Origin of the sequence: Maribacter polysaccharolyticus (assembly GCF_028882255.1) — a bacterium.
Classification (GTDB): domain Bacteria; phylum Bacteroidota; class Bacteroidia; order Flavobacteriales; family Flavobacteriaceae; genus Maribacter_A; species Maribacter_A polysaccharolyticus.
This window is the reverse complement of sequence record NZ_JARBUY010000001.1, coordinates 868,622-892,783: the sequence shown is the minus strand read 5'-3', so window position 1 is coordinate 892,783 and position 24,162 is coordinate 868,622. Positions and strand designations below refer to the sequence as shown.

Here is a 24,162-nt window from a genome sequence, read left to right as displayed (position 1 = left end):
ATAAAGGTTATGAAGCTAAAAGTTAGTCTACTCTTAATTATTGCAGTATTAGTATCATCAGTAAAAGCACAAAGTGTTAAAGATGCAAAAGATACCGTTCACAACATTGTGGAACAAACAGAGCCATCAAAGTCTAATGAATGGCCTGTATTGACAGCCTACGATCAAAATCACATAGCTAAAATAGCAATGCCCATTGGAGGCATTGGTACGGGTACAGTTGCCCTGGGAGGAAGAGGCGATCTTCGCGATTGGGAAATCATGAATACAGCCGCCAAAGGTTATATTCCAACCAGTGAAAAACTAAGGTATATTGGGCCATTTTTTGCCTTGTTTACACAAACTGCCGATGGTAAAAAAGATACACGAGTATTAGAAGGACCCTTAGATTTTTCACTTTATGAAGGCGCCTTTGGCGGTACTGCAGTAAATCATGGCTTTCCTCGTTTTGAATCTTGTAATTTCAAGGCAGCTTATCCTTTCGGACAAGTATTGCTTTCTGATAAAAAAGTGCCGCTTGATGTTCGTATTAAAGCATTCAACCCCTTAATACCAGGTGATGCCAACGCAAGTGGAATTCCCATTGCAGTCATTACCTATGAGTTAACAAATACTACAAATAAAGCAGTGTTTGCATCCGTTTGTGCTAATATGCCAAATTTTATTGGTGAAGATGGTTCTGTACGCGAACCCAATGGAAGAGGAAATGCCTTAATTCCTGTAGGAGCTAAAGAAAATAAAAATGTTTTCAGAAAAGATAAAAATGCCCAAGGTATTTATATGAGTTCTGAGGGTGTAGACAAAGATTCCGAAGCTTGGGGAACCATGGCTTTATCAACTTCAAGTAACGAAAATGTTACCTACCGTACGTCTTGGGGAAAAGAAGTTTGGGGAAATTCACGTTTAGATTTTTGGGATGATTATAGTGTTGATGGTCGTTTAGATAATAGAGAACATAATGGAGAAGATAGACCTATGGCTTCTATGGCTGTAGAAGTATCGGTGCCAGCAAATACGAGTCGTGAAGTAACTTTTTATCTTACATGGCATTTTCCTAATCGGGAAACGTGGACACCCGCCGATGATGGATTGAGTAATATGTTAACTAACTATTACACTACCCAGTACAAAGATGCTTGGGATGTGGTTGAAAAAACAATGCCACAATTACCAAACCTTGAAAGTAAAACAAAAGCCTTTGTAAATGCTTTTGTAAACAGCGATTTACCAAATGTAGTAAAAGAGGCTGCACTGTTTAATACTTCAACCCTTCGTACCCAAACCTGTTTCAGGACTGCTGATGGAAACTTCTACGGATGGGAAGGCACAAGCGATACCAAAGGCGTTTGCCATGGAAACTGTACACATGTATGGAATTACGAACAGGCAACACCATTTTTGTTTGGAGAGTTAGCTCGTTCTATGCGAGAGATAGAATTTGCTCATGCTACCGATGACAAAGGCATGATGAGTTTTCGTGTGAATTTACCATTGGAACGTGCGAATGATTTTGATAGACCTGCTGCCGATGGTCAATTGGGAGCTATCATGAAAATATATAGAGATTGGCAGTTGAGTGGTGATAACGAACTGCTGAAAAAACTTTGGCCAAACGTAAAAAAAGCCATGGAATTCTGTTGGATAGAAGGTGGTTGGGATGCAAATAAAGATGGCGTGATGGATGGTTGCCAGCACAATACTATGGATGTGCAGTATTTTGGTCCAAACCCACAAATGGGATTTTGGTATTTAGGAGCGCTTCGAGCTGCAGAAGAAATGGCGAATTTTTCAGGTGATAAAAAATTCGCAAAAACCTGTAATGCCCTTTTTAAAAAGGGGAGCAAGTGGATGGATGAAAATCTTTTTAATGGAGAATACTACATCCATATCATCCAACCTCCAAAAAGTCGCGACGAGGTTGCTGCACCATTGCTTAAAGGTTTAGAATCTAAAGATCTAGAAAATCCTGCTTATCAATTGGGTAAGGGTTGTTTGGTAGATCAATTGGTAGGGCAATATCTCGCCCACATTTCCGGATTGGGTTACCTCACTAATGAAGAAAATGTAAAAACAACCTTAAAAAGTATTATAAAATATAACTCGAGGGACGATAGTAGCTCAGGTTTTAACAATATGCGTTCGTTTGTGTTGGGTGATGAAAAATCATTGGTTATGGCAAGCTATCCAGGAGAACGACCATTGTATCCGTTTCCTTATTTCACAGAGGCTATGACGGGGTTTGAATACACTGCTGCCGTAGGAATGCTCTACGAAGGACAAACCGAAGATGCCATTACCACCATTAAAAACATCAGAGACCGCTACGATGGTTTAAAACGCAACCCGTTTAACGAAGCCGAATGTGGAAACAATTATGCCAGAGCCATGGCAAGTTGGGGAGCAGTCATTGCACTTTCCCGTTTTCATTATTCAGCTATTGAGAAATCCATTCAGTTTACAGCAACTCCGGGAAATTATTTTTGGTCGAATGGAAATCAGTATGGGACCGTAGGTATTAATGACGATGGCAAAAGTAAATCCATAACATTTATGGTGCTTAGCGGCGAACTGTCTTTAAAGTCAATAAAGCTTAAAGACTTTGGAAGTCTATCGTTCAAAAGTGAAAAGATCTTAAAAAAAGGCGATACCGAAACATTTGTCATTTCTAATTAACAAAGCAATTTTTCTATACCATGGATAAAAAACTCATTCAAAATAGCTGTTGCCCAACTTCTAGTTGTTGCGAACCAAAACAACCTGTAACGAATGGCCGAAGAAGTTTTATTAAAAAAGCAAGTTTATCGGCAGCTATGTTTGCTGTCGGGCCAGTAAAACTTATGGCAGGACCATTTAGTCAGGAAGATTTTCAACATGGTATTCCCAAAGATAAAAAGCTCACCAAAGAATGGATGGCGAGTCTATACGCAAGAGGAGAGGCGCTCAATGCAACTGGCGAAGATTTGAAATACATTGGAATGCCCATAAATGGCATCGGTACAGGCCAGATTTATTTAGGAGGGGATGGAAGACTTTGGTGCTGGAATTTGGATGGCGAACCAGACGACGTATGGAAAGAGATGGGGGCTGGCCACAAATATATGAAACCGGTTACGCCTTACAGTCCAATAGACCAAGGATTTGCTTTGCAAGTGGGCTCGGGTAAAGAAAAACGTGTTTTCAGGTTGGATTCCAGTGGCTTTCAAGATATCGTATTTACGAATAAGTATCCGATGGGTGATGTACGCTATTCAGATGCCGATTGTCCGGTAAAGGTCCAACTAGAAGCCTATACACCATTCATTCCGCTGAATAGGGACGGTTCCAGTTATCCGGTTACAGTAATGCGTTACACCATTATAAACACTTCGACTGAAGAACAGGATATCGCTATTGCCGGTTGGATTGAAAATTTTTCCAATTATAGAACGGGAAAGGAAAATAGCAACGGCGTACGTTTAAGTCAGTACCAAGAATTGGAAGGGTTATCGGTTGTAGAGTGTTGGACGGAGTCTTTGGATGATGACAATGAAGAAAACAAAATACCATTCCATCATGCCAATGATTTTGGCGCGGTAGCATTAGGATTATTGGGAGATGGGAAACCTGATTTTGTAGATGTCATGCGTTCCCAATCCGGAGCGAAAAATTTATTTGAAGCCAAAAAACCAAATAAAAAAACTGGAAAAATAAAAGAGCGCCCTTTTAGTGACAAGGCATACGCATCATTAGGCCGTAGGGTAAAACTTAAGCCCGGAGAACGTACAACCGTTACCTTTACATTGTCTTGGCGTTTCCCAAATGCAAGATTCGTTACGGGTTTTGGAAAAACAGCATGGACGAGAGATATAGATTACTACGCTACCCAGTGGCCAAAGGCGAGTGCATCTGCAAATATTGTAGCACTAAAAGAAAAAGAACTTAGAAGCGATACCCAAAAATGGGTGGATTCATGGTACGATTCTACCTTGCCGTATTGGTTTTTGGAACGAACCTTTATTCCTGTAAATTGTATGCAAACACAACTGGCTAAACGCTTGGCTATGCAGGATAACAGATATGGCTTGGATGAAGGCGTTGCCTGTTGTGAGGGTAATTGTACCCATGTATGGCATTACGCTCAAGGATTGGCACGTTTGTTCCCGGTCATTGAACGAGAATGTAGGGAACAAGTAGAGTTTGATTTAAACCTTAAAGCCGATACAGGTGCCATGAATTTTCGTTGTTCCACAAAGGAGTTCAATGAAGCTCCTGATGGGCAATGTGGCACCATTCTTAGAGTGCTTCGCGAAAGCCAAATGACAACGGATTACAGTTTTCTAGAAGGTATCTGGGAACGCACCAAACGCGCTATGGATTATGTTATCGAAACTTGGGATAAGGATGAAGATGGGGTAATGACGGGGGCTCAGCATAATACTCTGGATGGAAACTGGTTTGGGAAAGTACACTGGTTAACGAATATGTACCATGCGGCTCTTAAAGCATCGGCAGTCATGGCGAAACAGATGGAAGAACCAGAGGTGGCTGCGCGGTATGAAACACTCGTGACCAAAGGTGCCACTGCCATGGTAGATGTAATGTGGAAAGAAGAGTTCGGGTACTTTATCCATATTCCGGAATTAGAACCCGAAAAAACACGAGGCTCAACAACGGGATGCCATATAGATCAGGTTCTTGGGGAATTTTGGTTGTATAATCTTGGACTAGATCCTGTTTTGCCCAGAGAGAAGGTTCGTAAAGCGTTGGAGTCGCTTTGGACCTATAACTTTTCCCCGAATGTCGGAGAATTTAGAAAAGATCATCCAAAAGGTCGTTGGTTTGCTGCCGAAGGTGATGCCGGATTGGTAATGTGCACATGGCCTTTTGGAAAGGAGAATGCCCAAAAAACAAGTTTTCATCGCTATTATAATGAGTGCATGTCAGGATTCGAATGGCAAGTATCAGCGCATATGATTTGGGAAGGCATGTTGGAAAAAGGATTGGCTATTGGTAAAGCTATCAGCGATCGTTATCAACCACAGCACCGTAATCCCTATAACGAAGTGGAATGTGGGGATCATTACGCTCGGGCGATGGCAAGTTATAGTGCCTTTATGGCGATGTGTGGTTATCGGTACAACGGTCCAGAAGGTAAACTGGCTTTTGGGCCACGTATGCAACAGGATGATTTTAAAGCAGCTTTTACAACTGCAGAGGGTTGGGGGCAGTTTGTCCAAAAAATAGATGCGGATATGCTTACTGCTGAAATTGACTTGCGTTATGGAAAGTTAATGTTAAAGGAGTTTACGTTGGATAAAGTAGAAGGGGTAGCTGCAAAGGACGTTAAGGTTGAACTGAATGGAAATAAGGTTGGTTCTTCATTTAAAGAAGCATCCAATAATTATGTTGTTCAATTTACTACTGATTTAAGCTTTGATGAAGGATCGAAGTTAAGGTTTGAATTTAGTTAATGGGAGCGGACCTAATTACAACTGACAAAAATGGATTTTAATCAAATAGTACAAAATTGAAAACAATAGCAAGGTATTTAATATTAGGATTTCTGTTGATCAGCAATGCAATAAACGCTGAGGAAATAAAAATCAGATCATTACAGGAACTGGCAACATACGCTGCGGAAAGCGGTAACACCATTATCATGGTACCCGGAGTGTATCAAATGGAGGAATATCTCACTGCTGGGGTTATTCGAAATACCAAACCGGATGGGATAGGTAGGTATGCCATGATCGAGTTCTCAGGGAATAACAATGTTTTTGATTTGACAGGCGTAACCATAGAGGTAAACACCAAACTTTTAAGTGTTTTTGAAGCACGCGTGAGTGAATTTTATGTGTCAGGAAAAAACGTTCATATCAAAGGCTTAACGGTTACGGATATTGGGAACCATCCGACGTTTAAAGGAGGCCACTCTTTTACGATTGCAGGAGATGGTGCTATCATAGAAAAAGTAACCTTGAGTATAAGTGGTTCTTCCCCATATGGTTATGGTGATTTGTTGGGAAAAGGGGGCGGCGCTTTGGTACCATTGAAAAAACATAGTGGAATGTGTATAGAAGGGCTTAACGATACAATTGTTGATTGCTCCATTTATTCCAAAGCCTTCGGACATTTGTTTTTTGTACAGGGAGGAAGAAATGTGCTTTTTGAAAATTGTTATGCCGAAGGGGTGACCAGAACTACGGATGATATGCTTGCAGAGGTTTCGGGACCTGCTTATGAAGGGCATTTTGCAGCGGTATATCAAAATTATGAAGGCAAAAGAAAAATCACTCCAGGCTATACAAAGTCTTTAAATGAATGTGGTTTTCGTATGTATGGAAAAGGCGGGGTAAAGGGCATTAAAACAGGAGCGGTTACCGCGGTAAACTGTAAAGCGAAAAATACGCGCATCGGTTTTGCTTTCGGAAAGATTACAGACGACGTTTTGATTAAGGACAGTGAAGCCATTGGGTGCGAAGTGGGGTTTAACCTTACAGGTGTCAAAGTTGAAAATAGTCGAGGGGATGTGGTAAATGGTCCTTTACTTCATGTGAATAAAGGTTTGGCTTCAGATATAGAAATGGAGTTACTGCCCACAGAATCCAAAACCACGGTACATGCCTTGGCGTGTATTGCCGGCAATAACCACAACATCACTTTAACGAAATATAGGAACATGGCAAGAAGACAAATACATCCCATAAAAATCGGATCAACCCGTCCGTCAGCGAATAATGGTTTTTCACCATTGGGAACAACGCCTACTTCGGGGGTGGTTTTAACAAACTTAACGGGGATGCCCGTGGAGCTTAATTCGGTTTCAAGTTTATGTAAGGTCAAAACGAATGGGGAGTTTACCGATAAGGGAATTGATAACGAGATAGTAAAAAATTGAAATGATCAGGGATCTTTTATGTGTTTGCAATTCAAACACGTCTTTGCTATTGGCAATGAATATAGTTTAATATAACAAGCAATTTAAAACCATAAATACGGGATATGAAAAGAATATTAGTACTTACACTACTGTTGACACAGGTAAAAGTGGGTGTATCACAGGGCATTTCAGTGAGTTCAAAAGAAAAAGGGGAACAGTTCGAGCACTTCTGGAGCAAAAGTGTTGGGGCTGGGCGTGCCAACGAAGGGTTACGCGCGGGATGGTTGGAGCAATTGGAAAAAGTCCAACAAAACTGTGGGTTTGAATATGTGCGTTTTCATGGCATCTTCCATGACGATATGTTCCCGGTTTTTGAAAAAAACGGCACGTACACCTACAATTGGCAATACATCGATGATCTATTCGATAGAATGCTCGATTTAAATGTACGGCCCTTTGTGGAACTGGCATTTTTTCCAAAACCATTGGCTGCCGAAAACAGCAAGACCCAGTTTTGGTGGAAAGCGAATATTACCCCGGACGAATCCAAATTCGATGAATGGCATAATTTGGTAAAGGCCTTTACACAACACTGTGTAGACCGATACGGTATTGATGAGGTGCTTACATGGTATTTTGAGGTTTGGAACGAGCCGAATCTGCATTATGGATTTTTCGATGGCACCAAGTCGCAATATTTTGAACTGTACAAACAATCGGTGTTGGCCGTACGCGCTGTAGATAAGCGTTTAAAGGTAGGAGGTCCTTCCAGCAGTAACTTCGTGGCAGATGGAAGGTACGATGGTGAAGTGGAAAGTAGGGATGGGGATTTGATTACGTTTACAGCGGATAATATCAACGATTTGCAATGGAAAGGCTCTTGGATAGAAGACTTTTTGAAGTATTGTGAAAAAGAGAAATTGCCGGTGGATTTTGTATCGACACATCCGTATCCAACCGATTATCCTTTCAATCCTACCACAGGAAAAGGAAAGGACTTTTCACGCTACGTGAATTCTACAAAGGATGATATGGAATGGCTAAACAAAGTGATTGAAAATAGTGCCTATCCAAATGCCGAAATTCATTTAACCGAATGGAATACGAGTCCGAACAGTCGCGATGCCATGCACGATTTTTTACCACCTGCAGCATATATTGCCAAAGTGAATTTAGACTGTATTGGATTGGCAAACTCTTTGGCCTTTTGGACGTTTACTGATATTTTTGAGGAAAAGGGAGGCGGAGAAAGCATCTTTCACGGTGGTTTTGGTATGATCAACTACCAAGGATTGGTAAAGCCATCGTATCATGCTTACCGAATGCTACACCAGTTAGGTGATGAAAAGTTGTTTAAGAACGATTATGTATTCGTGAGCCGTAAATCAGGTGATGGTAAAGTCGTGGCTTTGGCCTATAATTATCCGGAAGACCAATACAATGCAGTACCTTCAAGTATTAAAAAGATAGATAAATTCGAGAAAGGTTCATTACGCCGGTTAACCATGCAACTGACCGATTTAAAACCAGGTACCCAATTTAAGTTGGAAACCTTGGATAAAGATCACGGTAACATTTACGATTACTGGGAAAAAATGGGAAAACCTGAACCCCCGACACGTGAACAGATCAAAGTGATGAAGCAATACGCTGAAAATTTAAAGACCGAAATACTTACTGCCGATGAAAAAGGAATGTTGAAAATAGATAGGGTGCTTTCTCCGTGGAGTTTGGTTTTGATTGAACAGGTCAATTAAGTCGACGGCACCACAACCTATTATCGCATCAGGTCGATCACACCGATGATTTTTTTTGAACCTTGATGGTTATTAAGCCATCAAGGTTCTTTTTGTTATAGGACTTCCTTTACATGACTTTATAGTTATCGAACTTGAACCATAGTTTATATTTTAATTTAAGGATGACGTTTAATTTTAGGGCTAAGAAGTTTTTATAAAGCCAAACAATAAAAATGATAAGCATCAGGGTTCAGAATCTGTCCTTTGTATTTATGTTTATTCTCACAGCCTGCAACGGTGGGAAAGGTGATAAAACACAAATAGGGGAAAGGGTGAGAAAGAATGTACTGCTTATCTGTATCGATGATCTACGCCCTGAACTGAATTCCTTTGGTGCTTCTTATGTGAAGTCCCCCAATATAGATCATTTGGCATCCATAGGACGTCCTTTTTCCCGTCATTATGTAAGTGCACCTAGTTGTGGGCCTTCCCGTTATACCATGCTTACAGGGCAATATGGGGTGCAATATAGGCAGCATTCCAACCAGGCCTTATTTTCCCGTGCAATGGATATGGCCAAGAACCCATATCAAGTCATGCCCAGTATGCCCGAATGGTTTCGTAAAAATGGGTATACCACGGTATCGGTAGGCAAGGTGTCCCATCATCCAGGAGGGCGTGGGGGAGTCGACTGGGACAATGATACCCTACCTGAAATGCCCAACGCTTGGGATAGGCATTTAATGCCGGTTGGTGCATGGGAAACACCCCGGGGTGCAATGCATGGTCTATCGTATGGAAAAGTAAGGAAGCCCGGTCAACGGGATGTCTTGGAGACGGTGGACGATAAGGACACAAGTTATCCAGATGGCCTTATTGCCGAGGAAGGACTAAAACAACTCGAAGAATTGGCGTCAGGAAGGGAACCCTTCTTTTTGGCCATCGGCCTTATTAAACCCCATTTGCCGTTTGGGGTTCCAAAAAAGTACCTGGAGCGCTATGATGGGGTTACCATTCCTTTACCGTTACACCCTGAAAAACCCAAAGGGAAAACAACTTGGCATGGTTCCAACGAATTTATGGCTTATGATCGTTGGGGTAAAGATCCAAGGGAAGATAAGGAGTTTGCTTTGGAACTGAAGAAGTACTATGCCGCATGTGTAAGTTATGCGGACAAACATGTTGGGGATATTCTAAAGAAATTAAAAGAAACCGGTGCCGATAAAAATACCGTAGTCGTTTTATGGGGGGATCATGGATGGCATTTGGGCGAACATGCTATTTGGGGCAAACACAGTCTGTTCGAAGAATCGCTTCGTTCACCGCTTATCGTTTATGATCCCCAAATGGGAAATCCCGGAAAACAAAGTAATGCGATCGTGGAATCCCTGGATATTTTCCCGACGTTGTGCGAGTTGACTGAACTCCCTAAACCTGAATATTTACACGGCAGTTCACTTGTATCGAACATTCAAAATCCACAAGCAAAAGGACATTCGGCAGTGGCTTATACTTCAGAAGCAACGACCCTAAGAACGGATAACTATCGTTTTATACAACATAGTACTGGGGAAGTTGAACTCTATGATCATCGAGAGGACCCATCCGAAATCCAGAATATCGCCGCTGGGAACCCAGAGTTGGTCAGCAAATTTAACGACCAATTGGAGGCGAAGTTGGACAGGGCCTATGATAGGAAACCATAAAATGAAAATGAAATGAAAAAATTTGGAATAGGTATAGTGTTCTCATTTATGGTAGGCTGGGTGTTTTCCCAGGAACGACCGAATGTGATTTTTGTAATGCCCGACGATATCAGTCATAAAGCGTTTTCATATTTCAATCCCAATGGACCTCAAACTCCGAATATCGACACTTTTGCGAAAGAATCGGTCCGATTGACCGATTTTCATGTTTCCCCAAGTTGTTCCCCAACGCGGGCTGCACTTTTAACAGGGCGACCCAGTGATGTGGTGGGGGTATGGCATACGATCAATGGCCGAAACATGATGCGTGCCGATGAAATAACCATGGCCGATATTTTTAAAGCCAATGGCTATGCTACCGGATTGTTCTTTAAATGGCATTTAGGGGATAATTACCCTTTTCGCCCTAAAGACAGGGGTTTTGAGTATGTAGCTTGGATTAAGGGAGGAGGTACCGGGCAACAGCCCGATTATTGGGGAAACACCAATAATGCCGCTCATATATGGGTGAATGATACTCTGGTGGAAATGACCGATGAGGATGATGGGATCAAAGGGGCCTTTACGACAAATTTTTTTATGAATCGTGCCCTGGATTTCATGGATGAAAACATCAAGCGGGAAAAACCCTTTTTTGCCTATATTCCATTGGGTACGGCACACGCACCCCACGTAATGCCACCGGATGCGCGTGACGGGGTAAGTGCCAAAACGGGAACGATCGAAAATATTGACAAGAACTTCGGGCGGTTACTCCAATTCCTGGATGATCGTGGAATTGCGGATAATACCCTACTTGTTTTTACTACGGATAATGGTGGGGGCACCTACCTTCGTGGCGGTAAGGGGTCCAATTATGACGGGGGTACAAGGGTACCCTGCTTTATTCGGTGGGCCGATGGAGGGCTTGGAGGTGATGGTAAAGGAAGGGAAATAATACCACTTACAGCGCATATAGACTGGCTTCCAACCTTTATGGATGTCCTAGGTTTCAACGATGTCCCCGATCGGCCCGAAAAGCTGAAAATCCGAGGACGAAGTTTCAAACCTTTTTTGGATGATGATCCCTCTAACGATCCGGAAGATTACAAGAATAGGACGGTAACCATTAATGACATGTGGACGGAATTTCCGGAGAAGTATAAAAAACTTTCCGTAAAAAAGGATATTTGGAAAGGTGATGCAATAACCCATAAATGGCGCTTAATTAGAAATAGTGCGGATGCTGACTGGGAGCTTTATGATGTATTGGTCGATGAAAAACAGCAGCTGGATGTAATCCATAATCCAGAAAACAAGGACATTATTTCGGATTTAAAAGAAGCATATGAAAAATGGTGGCAACTTGTTGATGAACGATCCAATGAATATACACGCATTGGGATCGGTCACCCCGAAGAGCCTATAACAGTCCTTCATGCCCATGACTTTCATGGTACCGTAATTTGGCATCAAGACGACGTTAAAAAAGGAGCTACAGGAAGTGGATTCATCGCTGTGGAATTTGATAATCCGGGTACCTATACCTTCGATCTTCGACGTTGGCCCAAAGAAATCGAAGCTGAAACGACATTGACTTCACCTGGGTCGGGTATAGCCTTGGAAATTGCAAGTGCACGTATAAAAATATGGAATGGTGATAAGGTCTATGTCGATAAAACAAAGAACACAGCACCTAATGCCGATGGCGTTCGGTTTACGGTTAAGGAGCTACCCAAAGGCCCGGCATTTATCCAAACCTGGTTTTATAATGCCGCCGGAGAGTTAGAGGGAGCTGTGTATTATAACTATGTACATCTTGAATAACTCCCTTTCCTTTAACTTTTCAAGGTCATGCATTTCCTTTGTACTGTGGGTTATGTGCATAATTTATAAGGAAAGGGCAATGTGTTATACAGGAATGGCCAAAAAGACTTTACTTTTAAAACACATTAAGTAATAACGGAATGAAAACCAATTTAATTATAAAAATGAAGAAGTACTTACATCGGAAAACAGGCATTGTATATGCCCTTATAGTGCCATTTTGCGCCCTGTTTTTTGTGTCATGTAGCACTGTTAAAGAGCAAAAGGAAAAACCCAATGTCATTCTCATTATGGTCGATGACCAAGGGTATGGGGATATCGCCAGTCTGGGGAATCCATATATAAAAACGCCGAATATCGATGGTCTGCATGCACAAAGTGCCCGCTTTACCGATTATCATGTGAGTCCGACCTGTGCTCCGACCCGGGCAGCGATTTTGACCGGGCACCATTCCAATAGGACCGGGGTATGGCATACCGTAAATGGGCGTTCCCTTATTTTGGAGCGGGAAACCACCATGGCCCAGGTTTTTAAGGAAAATGGGTACAGTACCGGGATTTTTGGAAAATGGCATTTAGGGGATAATTACCCATTCCGACCCCAAGACAAAGGTTTTGAAGAAGTTTTGGTCCACGGTGGGGGCGGTGAGGAACAAACTATGGATTATTGGGACAATGACTATTTTGATGATACCTATATGCACAATGGCAAATTGGAAAAATACGAAGGGTTTTGTACCGATGTATGGTTCGAAAATGCCAAAAACTATATACAGGAAAATAAAGACAAGCCTTTCTTTTGTTATTTGTCTACCAATGCGGCACATTCCCCTTATTTTGTTGCCGATAAATATTCGGATCCTTATAAAGACAACGAAAATATTCCAAATGCGGCCTTTTATGGGTTGATCGCCAATGTCGATGAGAATATCGGAAAGCTGGTGGATTATTTGGAGTCCATAAAATTGATGGATAATACCATAATCATCTTCACCACCGACAATGGTACGGCTGCAGGGGCGAAAATCGAAAAAGGAGGTGATCGGTTGGATGGCTTTATTGCCAAAGGATACAATTCGGGAATGCGTGGCATAAAAGCCAGTATGTACGAAGGAGGACACCGTGTACCGTTGTTCATTCATTGGAAAAATGGGGGAATCACAACAGGGAAAGACATCAATGAGTTAACTGCCCACTACGATGTGTTTCCGACCTTGGTTGAACTTTGTGGTTTAAATGTAAAAGAAGATTTAAAGTTCGATGGAAAAAGTTTGGTCCCTTTGATCAATGGCAACACTGAAGAATTTGAGGACAGGATTGTGATTACCAATTCACAGCGTATAGAAAATCCGGAACCATGGCGAAGAACTGCCTTAATGCAAAAGAATTGGCGGGTAATCAATGGAACCGAACTGTATGATCTGAAAACCGATCCGGAGCAACGGGTGGATATCGCAGAACAACATCCCGAAAAAATGGCAGGGTTTAAAAAGGCCTATGATGCTTGGTGGGAGGAAATTTCACCGAGTTATAAAGATCAACCTTATATTATTATCGGGCACGAGGCAAAAAACCCGGTAAATTTATATTGTCACGATTGGCATACCGATAAGGTGAGCCCATGGCATCAAAGGCATATCAGAACGGGTTATGTCGATAATGGCTACTGGTTGGTGAAAGTTGAAGAAAGCGGGACCTATACATTTAAGCTACGTCGTTGGCCAGAGGAAATACATCTTCCAATGAATGCAGAAGCCCCTGTACGCCCTGCAAAACCCGGAACAAGCGTAACGGAAAGCAAGAAGAGTAAATCCTTGACGGTCCGGGAAGCAAAACTGGTCATACAGGATTACGAGTCCGCCAAAGAAGTGGACCCCAGTGCTGAGTACGTCGAATTTACGGCCGAACTGAAAAAAGGGGAAACAAAACTCCAAACGTATTTTGTTCTTGAAGATGGTGTTGAGCTTGGTGCGTACTATGTGAATGTGGAAAAACAGTAAGAAGAGCTTAATTAAATGGATCCTTCAAGGAAGTCTTAAAGGATAGCTAAAGATTGAAAGTAATAACAAGTATTTATAACCTTAATTATTGATGCGTCAACTTATTTTTTGTTTAAGTGTATTATTTGTTATTTTTCAATCTTGTGCCGATAAGACTATATCTGCAAATGAAATAGCTTTTTATGTGTCACCAGTGGGGAATGATACCCAAAATGGAACAAGTGTTGAAAGCGCATTCGCTACTTTGGAAAAAGCGCGTAATGCGATAAGGGAAATCAAGAGGGGAAGTACTTTGGAAAAACCAGTTACGGTGTACCTTCAAGGAGGTACATACCAACTTTCTGAACCTTTCGTTCTGACCCCTGAAGATTCGGGTACTGAAGAGTTCCCAGTTTCTTACCGTGCATATGATGATGAAAAGCCAATAATCAGTGGAGGTTTAAAGGTTAGTGAATGGGCTAAAGCCGAACTTAACGGTCATACTGTGCTGGTTTCGGATTTATCCAAGATCAAAAAGTATGTCCCGTTTGAACAGTTATGGGTAAATGACCATCGTGCCGTTCTGGCAAGAACACCTAATAGTGGTTATTTGAAAGTACCCACTACCCAGGGAGAGGACACTAAAGATGTGAAACGAAGCAGTACCTATGATTTTTCATACGATCAGTCGGATGAACATTATTTGGAGGATGTTGATGACGGAGTTGCCGTCGTATTCAATAAATGGTTGGAGTATCATATGCCTATTGACAGGATTGATCGACAAAACAAAAAGATCATCTCAACAAAAAAGGGTGGCAGGGCAATTGAAGCGGATGATGATTACTATCTAGAGGGAGGCCGTGTTATGCTCGATAATCCAGGGGAGTGGTATCTAGATAGAAGCGAAGAAAAACTTTATTATTTTCCGTTGGAAGGAGAGACCGATATTGTTGCCACCATTCCATCGCTGATTAATGTCCTTCGGTTGCAAGGTGATGCTGCTGCGGATCAGTTGGTTGAACATGTTCAGTTCAAGGGTTTGACATTTAGCCATACCACTTGGGTGTTACCCAGGGATGCTGAAGAATCCGGATATGGTCAAGCGGATATTAGAATGGAGGGTGCGTTATTCTTGACGGGTGCCAAAAATTGCCTTTTTGAGGGATGTGAAATTACCGCTATTGGTAATTATGGACTTGAAATGTCCCTAGGATGCTCAAATAACCGGGTTTTGCGATGTAACATTCATGATTTGGGTGCTGGCGGATTTTTGATTGGCCCTAAAATACGCCCGAAAGGAAAGGTAGCAGCAGAGGAAATAGGAGGAGCGTTGCCTCCTGTTCTCGAAAAACCGACTGATGCAACCCATACTAATGAAATAGCGGATTGCCGAATTTATGACGGTGGCCGTTATTTTCACTGTGCAGTGGGTATTTGGATTGGACAGAGTCCGGATAACCATATCCATCATAATGAAATCTACAATTTCTATTATTCGGGAATTTCCACGGGATGGACATGGGGGTACGGTCCGGCACTTGCCACGGGCAATATTTTTGAATACAATAAGATTCATCATATCGGTAAATTGACGAATGGCGATGGGTCCGTTCTTAGTGATTTAGGGGGTATTTATACCTTGGGAAATCAAACAGGGACAATCATTCGATTTAATGAATTCCATGATATCTGGGCTGGAAAATATGGAGGCTGGGCGATATATTGCGATGAAGGAACCACAAATATATTGATTGAAAACAATCTTGCGTATCGTTGTCGACATGCCTGTTTTAATCAACACTATGGAAAGGACAACCTTATTAGAAATAACATTTTTGCTTTTGCTGATGCCAGTGTGGTCATGATGGCAAAAATCCAACCTCATACAGATTACATTTTGAAGAATAATATTTTGCTGAGTGATGGCACGCCAATTTATGCAGGGGGGTATGATTATAGGGTAGAGCAAAAAAATGCCTTCGTTGCCGATAGCAACTTGGTTTGGTCGACCGCTGGTAAGGTATTGGGGGCACAGAATCGCTTTCCAAGCCGGATTTATGAACCTAACGAAGCTGTTATGGGTTGGGAGGATTGGAAAGCACTAGGAAATGATCAACATTCGATTATCGCAGATCCGGGATTTAAAGACCCTTCCAATGGGGATTTTACCCTGCCTGATGATAGTCCGGCACTGAAAATAGGCTTTAAGCCATTTCCGTTGGGCCAAGCAGGACCTAGGTAATTTTATATACAGTTCACTTTAACAGCTAAGGAACAATTTGGAGCCTATTTAGTTAGAATTAAATATAAATTAATGAAAACATTATCATCAATTATCAAAGTATTATTTCTTGTGTTCTCTTTTATAGTACAGGCAAAGGAATACCACGTTTCAAAAAAAGGTAATGATTTTAATGACGGAAGTATCGAAGCACCCTTTAAAACCATATCCAAAGCGGCAAAAATAGCGCAACCTGGAGACATCATTACCGTACACGAAGGGGTGTATAGAGAATGGGTGGATCCGGCTTATGGCGGAATGAACGATAGAAACAGGGTAATATATCGCGCCGCCGAAAATGAAGAGGTTTGGATCAAGGGTTCCGAAGTGATCGATACGTGGAAAAAGCATAAAGGAACGGTATGGAAAGCCGTTGTGGACAATGCGCTTTTTGGGGACTTTAATCCGTATCAGGAAATCCTTTATGGTGACTGGATAACAAAGACCTATGGTCGGGACCACCACTTGGGAGAGGTGTATGTAAATGGCAAGGCCTTATATGAGATTGATAGTTTGGCGAAAGTGTTTATTGAAAATCCATTGGAAAGGGCAGTCGATGTAGAAGGTTCCAAATACAAATGGTATTGTGAAAGCAATCAAAAGACGACGACCATATATGCAAATTTCAACGGAATGAATCCGAATAAGGAATTGGTTGAAATAAATGTGCGGCCTACCGTGTTTTGGCCCAAGAAAACAGGAATAAATTACATTACGGTCCGCGGTTTCAAAATGTGCCATGCCGCAACCCAGTGGGCACCGCCCACTGCGGAACAGATAGGTTTGATCGGTCCAAATTGGAGCAAAGGTTGGATCATTGAAGACAATTTGATTTCCGATTCCAAATGTTCTGGTATCGTATTGGGTAAAGAGCGGGCTTCTGGCCATAACTTATGGTCTCGTGACCGTAAAAAACACGGTACCCAAAGGGAAAGGGAAGTGGTGTTCAAAGCATTGCAACTGGGTTGGTCCAAGGAGAATATTGGTTCCCATATCGTTCGGAACAACACTATCAGGGACTGTGAGCAAGGTGGTATTATAGGCCATTTGGGAAATGTGTTCAGTGAAATAAGCAATAATCACATTTATAACATTAATGTAAAGAAACAATTTACCGGTTGGGAAATAGGGGGTATCAAACTGCATGCGGCCATCGATGTCCTTATTGCAAATAATTGCATACACGATAACCATAGGGGAATTTGGCTCGATTGGCAGGCGCAAGGAGCACGGGTAACCGGCAATCTTTTGTTCAACAATGAAGATCAAGATTTGTTTTTAGAAGTAAACCATGGTCCAATGATTGTCGACAACAACATATTATTGTCCGAAAGAGGAATTCTCAATGCATCGCAGGGAAGCGCATTCGTAAATAATCTAATAACAGGAAATGTACAAATGCGGGCGGCCAGTAATCGATTCACACATTACCATTTCCCACATTCCACCCAAGTGTTGGGGATGATGACGATCATACAGGGTGATGACCGTTTTTACAATAATATTTTTGCCGCAAATAACGAAGCATTGGCGAACGAACAATTTTATGGGCTGAATGCCTATAATGATTTTCCATCGGCAACCTACGAATGGAAATCCCCCGGTGGTATGAATGCGTATACAAAACAGAAATTCCCAGTTTTCATTGATGCTAACCTGTATTTGAATAAAGCGCTGCCTTCGGTTATTGAAACCAATTTTGTTGAGAACCGGACACTTGATCCCGAAATAAGCCTATCCCAAGAAGACGATGGGTACTACCTAAATATCAAGGTTGATGGGAGTTTTGGAAAAGTGAAGACCCAAATGGTCAATACGGCATTGTTGGGAGCTGCTTTTCAAACGGAAACCCCGTTCGAAAATCCGGATGGTTCACCGGTTACCATTGACAATGACTATTTTGGGGATATCAGAAAATCAAATACCCCAATGGTCGGACCGCTACAAAACCTTAAAGTTGGAGAAAACAAAATAAAGGTTTGGGGAATAAATATGTAAATGATCTTTAACGCGTACTTGAGAAAATAGTACATGTAAAGTGCTAAAAGACCAATCGAAGTTGTTCAAATTACTAACACCAAAATCCACTTAAATTGAAAAAGAACCAAGGCTTATTTATCATTTTGCTAATAATCTTACTGGCTTTCAGTAGTTGTAAAAACAAGGAAAAGGTCATTGAAGAACCTAAACGGCCGAATTTTCTTTTTGTGCTCGTAGATGATCAGTCGCCCTTCGATTTACAGACCTATGACCCCAATTCCATTTTAGAGACTCCCAATATCAGTAAACTGTCGGAAGAGGGGATGGTCTTTGACCAAGCAAGACATATGGGGTCCATGAATGGGGCCGTTTGTACCCCTTCACGCCATATGATCATGACGGGGCGTACGCTTTGGCATTTGCCTCCAAGTGCGGAATTTCAAAAACAGACCGATCCACATGAATTGGATGATCAGACCATCGGTGCCGTATTCAATAGGGCTGGGTATAAGACCATGCGCACCTGTAAAAAGGGAAATTCCTATCCGGGGGCAAACAAACAGTTTACGGTGGTACATGATGCCACCAAGCGTGGCGGTACAGCGGAAAGTGGCAGTGCATGGCATGCCGAACAAGTACTCGATTATCTTCAGGATAGGGATTCCATCAAAGAAAAAGATCCTTTCTTTATTTATTTTGGTTTTTCACATCCCCATGATACGAGAAACGGCACACCGGAATTGCTGGCCAAATATGGGGCCGTAAACCATAAAGACCCAAACAGTCTACCTCCAGCTAATGATAAGCAACCGCAGTTACAACCCAATCACCTCGAAGAACAACCATTTTTTCATGGACATCCCAATCTTCGGGATGAAGAACGGGTTAGTGGGGTCTGGAAAAACAGGGATGAGCGTACCATAAGAAACGAATTGGGTAGGGAATATGCCTGTTCCGAAAATATCGATATCCAATTGGGGAAAGTCCTGAAGAAATTGGAGGCCATGGGCGAGCTTGACAATACCTATATCATTTATACCTCCGACCATGGTATTGCCATCGGAAGGCATGGTTTTCAAGGGAAGCAAAACCTTTATGAGCATACTTGGCGCGTACCTTTCATAATAAAAGGCCCGGGAATAGAAGCGGGAAAAAGGGCGAAAGGGAATATATACCTTTTGGATGTTTTACCTACTTTATGCGATTTGGCAGGAATTGAAGCTCCAAAAACAGTGGAAGGTAAAAGTTTTGTACCTGTCTTAAAAGGCGAAAAAGAAACGGTAAGGGATGTGATGTACGGGGTTTACGCAGGTGGCACCAAACCGGGCATGCGTGCGGTGAAAAAAGGGGATTGGAAACTCATAAAGTATGATGTCATGGATGGGGCGGTTAGGGAAACCCAACTGTTCAATTTAGCAGAAAACCCAAATGAATTTTTACCCGAACACCACAAAACTGGGGAAATGCAAACCGATTTGGCTGAAAATCCCAAATACGCCGATAAATTGGCGGAAATGGAAGCTTTGCTGCTTGAGCAAATGCAGGAAAATGATGACCCCTATAGGTTGTGGAACCAAACGGAATAGGTTTCGTAACCATTGTAAAGAAGAAAGGTAAAGGCTAAACAGCAAATCTATTCGGTAATCCTAGAACATTATTATGAAAAATCGCATTCAATCTACAATAACCCTGTTAGTACATAGCATATTTCTATTAGGTGTGTTTTTAATAGGCAGTCAATCAATGGTATATGGCCAAACTGCCAAGGAGCAAGGGATTCTTGACACCTTTGGCCATAAAGAGGTCGTGGTCTACAAAACGGTGGATGGCATGGAATTGAACATGACCGTTTTCTACCCAGATCCAGACAAAATCCAGGAAAGAAATCCCTGGATGCTGTATGTCCATGGGGGCGGTTGGGCAGGTGGCAGTAAATACAATATATTGAAAAAGCCATTTTTGGGAACTTTACGATCCCTTCTTGATAATGGGGTGATATGCTTCACTATTGAATACCGCTTAGCCCGTGGCTCTTCAACGGCTTATGATGCCGTCGTCGATGCTAAGGATGCCGCTCGGTTTCTCTTGAAAAATGCTGAAAAATATAAATTGGATATGGAACGGTATGGCATTTGGGGTGGCTCTGCAGGGGGGCATCTTAGCTTGGTGACCGCTTTAGGGAACGATGTTGATTTCCAAGGTGATCCACTATTAAAGGGCGTTTCCCCCAAATTTAAATGTGTGGCCTCGTATTTTCCGTTTACCTCATGTGTGAATCCCGACATTCGACCCGGATCCATATTTGAGGACGGGAAGCTTTTTGTTCGACTTTTAGGGGCACCGTTACATGAGAAACCGGAATTGGCACGCTTGCTTAGTCCAACCGAACTTTTAAAAGAGAGTAGTCCACCTATATTATTGCTTCATGGTGATCAGGATACAACGCTTCCGATAATCAACTCGATTTATATGAAAGAGGTGGCAGCCGAAAAAAATGCGGATGTACAGTTATTGACGGTTAAAAATGCCGGGCATGTTTTTAAAGGACAGGACATCTCACCATCCATGGAGGAAATTAACGATCATGCTGCTACGTTTATCCTTTCCCATTTAAAGGAAACGAATGTTCCATTGCAACCCCAAAACCGCAATGATCAAAAAGAAGGTCCAATGTCGAAGAACGCTTATTGGAACAATGATACGCCCTTGGTTCCCTTTCGTCTACCTCCGGCACCCATAGGTTATCAGCCAACGTATATCGATTTGGATCAAGATGGTGATCCCGATATCCTCCGTACCATCACCATTCATAACACACCGGTTCAGTGGATTGATGACGACGACGATTTAAAAGTTGGGGATATTGAAGGAGATACGGATAGCGATTGCGTTATGGTTGATGTAAATAAAGACGGTAAATACGGGGATTACGGTGACCTGGCCGTAGATTGGATCGATACCGATGGGGATGGAAAAGCCGACATGCAGGTTTTAGTGGAAAATTCGGAACGGGAGGTATCAAAGATGTCCGGACCCGGTCAGCACTATATGTGGGTTTTGGATACCGATAACGACAATGTCTTTAATTATATCGATTGGAATACCTTTAAACTACGGGCCTGGTTGCATGAAGGAAGTTCTAATTTCATGGAGGACTATAATGGCCAAAGTACCTTTCTGAAAATACATGCATCCACATATTTCATGGATGATGTACGTCTAAATTGGGAAAACCCTTTCTTGTTTTTTGACCAAGATGACGATGGCCTGTCGGATATGGCCGTACGTGTTCTGGATAGATATAAAGGAGGCAGTGATAAACCCACTGGGGAAGGGCTGCATTTAACGGGTAACGCTGGCTTGGTCGCAGTTACTTACGACATGGATAATGACAATGCTCCCGGTAATGAATTTGATTTTGACATGTCCTTCCGTTTTACGGGCAAAGGGTTCAATTATATGGATCAGGTGCATGAATTTAAAAACAGTAGGGTTGTAGAGGCCGATTCGTTTTTTATTGATTCGCGCTGGAGAAAGATCACGGAATTATTATATCCGGATCATAACAACGTATTGGATTTGACCTATGATCGGGGCGAATGGGATGAGATCTATTTTGTATACGATGAAGACGACGATTGTGAGCGCTGGGAAAGGGTGGAATTTTACGATCCCCTTGATCCTTTTAAAACCGGACTGAAGAACGGCGGTTTGGACAATAATCAGCAGGCCGATGCCATCGGTGATCGGGGCGAATGGGATTTGGATAATAGTGGGAATGCGAATTTGTATATCTCAAAATTCGACGGACGGCTTCATTTATATGGTGCCGAATGGGGATGTTGGCGTATTGACCAATTGGCATATTCCTATCAAGGCTGGGGAGGTCTTTACAATGAGTATACCCCAAGATGGGAGCGTTTGCAAAAAGAATTCCATCCTTTTGGTACATTCAAATATGAGGATACCGACAACAATGGTTTTTTGGATAAAATCGAAATGGATATTGATGGGGATAAACGATTCGAAAGAACGATTTTACTCAAGGATCTGGGAATTGATGACCAATGTGAAATCATCAATACCTCAAAAATGGGTTATGGGGATTATAGGAAACTACACACGACAATGTCCAATGACATCTGGAAAAAGGCAGAAAAAGCCATCCGTGTGGCAGAGGCGTATGGATTGAATACTTCCTGGTACGCTTTGATGAAAAACCCAAAATCGGAAAATCAGAAATACCAATATGGATACTGGTTACAGTTCTACATCTATATGGATTTGATGTATAAAACCATGTCCGAAAATAAAAATTTGGATGTTGAGAAAATCAACAAAGCATACTTTGGTGGCAATTGGGACATGCTCATGGACTGATGGGCTATGATGAAGAAACAATACGGTCTCTCAAACCAGTAAAAGGAAAACAAAAGAGCAATGAGTCAATGCATATTTAAAATGGGGAAAAAACGGAATATTTTTGTAATTACAATGTTGTTTATTTCAGTTGCCGTACATGCTACAGAGATAAAGATCAACAGTATACAGGAGCTGGTTACCTATGCATCCAAAAGTGGGAATGAGGTTACAATGGCACCTGGGGTTTATCCCTTGACCGATTTTTTAACAATCGATTCCATGAGCGTTCGTAGTGAACGTAAATTGTATTCTTTTATCACATTCAGTGGGGATAATAATGTCTTTAATCTTGAGGGAGTAAAATTAGAGGTTGATAATTCATTGCGTGAAGCGCTAAATGCCCCACTTCACAATAGTGAGTTTTTAATAACCGGAAGCGATAATACTTTTCAGGGACTTACCATAAAATATATAGGTGAGGGTACAGCCCTGGGTGCCGCTTCTCTTGTTGTTGGCGGAAAAAATAATATACTCAAAAATATCACCCTTCATGTAAAGGGGTCATTCCCATATGGTTATGGGGATTACCTCGGTAAAGGACGAAAAAGTATTATAAAGCATAAAAAACACAGTGGACTTTTGGTTACGGGGTACAATACCAAATTATATGCCTGTAAGGTTTATATGCGTTCATTCGGTCATGCCTTTTTTATCCAAGGTGGTGATAATACCTATTTTGAAGACTGCTACGCAGAAGGAGAGATTAGATCGACCAATGAGATGCTTGCTGAGACTTCGGGTCCAGCTTTTGAAAACAATTTTGCATCCATTTATACAAGCTATACGGGGGAGAAAAAAATTCAGCCAGACTATATGAAGTCCTTGAATGAATGTGGATTTCGAACCTATAGTACGGGTAGTGTGACCGTGGTCAATTGTGTGGCAAAGAACATGAGGGTTGGCTTTGCCTTGGCAAAGGTGTCATTGATGAATTGTGAAGCGATTGCATGTGAACGTGGATACTATTTGAATAATGCGGTCACCAAAGACTGTAAAGGTGATGCGAAATATGGCCCGTTGATTTATCTTGTTGGGGACGAACCTTCAAAGATAGACTTAACCTTGATGCCAGGTGAATCAGAAATGAAAGTCCATGCCGTCGCAACCATTTGTGGAATCGGGCATGAAGTATCGATTAAAACCTCGGATACGGATAATCGTAAGAAAGCAATCCCGATCATGCTCGGTTATGGTATGCCAGGTTCAGGGGAAATTGCATCTCCAATTCCTCCAAAAGCTGCGGAAAACATAAAAATCAAGAATATGACATTTCTTCCTGTTCTTATTGGTGAAAAAGCCAATAATTGTGTTGTGACTACAAATGGAGTAATCGATAGTAACCAAGGAGAGAATATTAAAATAATAGAAATAGATTAATCAGGTTTAT

The 24,162-nt window shown here is 41.9% G+C and carries 12 protein-coding genes; all 12 read left to right on the top strand.

All coding sequences use genetic code 11. The features are described 5' to 3' along the window. Positions 1-9 precede the first annotated feature (9 nt). The 12 genes from PHU20_RS03850 to PHU20_RS03795 all read left to right on the top strand — a co-directional run bounded on the left by PHU20_RS03850 (position 10) and on the right by PHU20_RS03795 (position 24,152). Positions 10-2,673 carry a GH116 family glycosyl-hydrolase gene (locus tag PHU20_RS03850; RefSeq protein ID WP_274824021.1) on the top strand — a complete coding sequence of 888 codons (2,664 nt, stop codon included), beginning with the start codon at positions 10-12 and terminating at the stop codon, positions 2,671-2,673. A 20-nt stretch (positions 2,674-2,693) separates the two neighbouring features. After that, positions 2,694-5,450 (top strand): GH116 family glycosyl-hydrolase, encoded by a 2,757-nt coding sequence (locus tag PHU20_RS03845; protein WP_274824020.1) that lies wholly within the window; start codon positions 2,694-2,696, stop codon positions 5,448-5,450. Between the two features lie 56 nt (positions 5,451-5,506). After that, positions 5,507-6,877, top strand: coding sequence for a hypothetical protein (locus PHU20_RS03840; protein ID WP_274824019.1), 1,371 nt, complete (start codon positions 5,507-5,509; stop codon positions 6,875-6,877). 104 nt (positions 6,878-6,981) lie between these two features. Further along, positions 6,982-8,616 carry a GH39 family glycosyl hydrolase gene (locus PHU20_RS03835; protein ID WP_274824018.1) on the top strand — a complete coding sequence of 545 codons (1,635 nt, stop codon included), beginning with the start codon at positions 6,982-6,984 and terminating at the stop codon, positions 8,614-8,616. A gap of 314 nt (positions 8,617-8,930) precedes the next feature. Continuing rightward, positions 8,931-10,304 (top strand): sulfatase, encoded by a 1,374-nt coding sequence (locus tag PHU20_RS03830; protein WP_274824017.1) that lies wholly within the window; start codon positions 8,931-8,933, stop codon positions 10,302-10,304. A 12-nt stretch (positions 10,305-10,316) separates the two neighbouring features. Continuing rightward, positions 10,317-12,110 (top strand): sulfatase-like hydrolase/transferase, encoded by a 1,794-nt coding sequence (locus tag PHU20_RS03825; protein ID WP_274824016.1) that lies wholly within the window; start codon positions 10,317-10,319, stop codon positions 12,108-12,110. 164 nt (positions 12,111-12,274) lie between these two features. Beyond that, positions 12,275-14,110, top strand: a complete 1,836-nt coding sequence (locus PHU20_RS03820; RefSeq protein ID WP_274824015.1) for an arylsulfatase — start codon at positions 12,275-12,277, stop codon at positions 14,108-14,110. A 184-nt stretch (positions 14,111-14,294) separates the two neighbouring features. Continuing rightward, positions 14,295-16,334: a right-handed parallel beta-helix repeat-containing protein gene (locus tag PHU20_RS03815; RefSeq protein WP_274824014.1), complete on the top strand. Its 2,040-nt coding sequence runs from the start codon at positions 14,295-14,297 to the stop codon at positions 16,332-16,334. A gap of 72 nt (positions 16,335-16,406) precedes the next feature. Then, a complete protein-coding gene (locus PHU20_RS03810; protein WP_274824013.1) occupies positions 16,407-18,371 on the top strand; it encodes a NosD domain-containing protein in 1,965 nt (654 codons plus the stop codon). Between the two features lie 95 nt (positions 18,372-18,466). Further along, the gene (locus tag PHU20_RS03805) at positions 18,467-19,939 is read left to right on the top strand and encodes a sulfatase family protein (protein WP_274824012.1); all 1,473 of its coding nucleotides are present in this window, start codon (positions 18,467-18,469) and stop codon (positions 19,937-19,939) included. 73 nt (positions 19,940-20,012) lie between these two features. Next, positions 20,013-22,733 carry an alpha/beta hydrolase gene (locus PHU20_RS03800; protein WP_274824011.1) on the top strand — a complete coding sequence of 907 codons (2,721 nt, stop codon included), beginning with the start codon at positions 20,013-20,015 and terminating at the stop codon, positions 22,731-22,733. A 60-nt stretch (positions 22,734-22,793) separates the two neighbouring features. Then, the gene (locus PHU20_RS03795) at positions 22,794-24,152 is read left to right on the top strand and encodes a right-handed parallel beta-helix repeat-containing protein (protein ID WP_274824010.1); all 1,359 of its coding nucleotides are present in this window, start codon (positions 22,794-22,796) and stop codon (positions 24,150-24,152) included. The last annotated feature ends 10 nt before the right edge of the window (positions 24,153-24,162 follow it).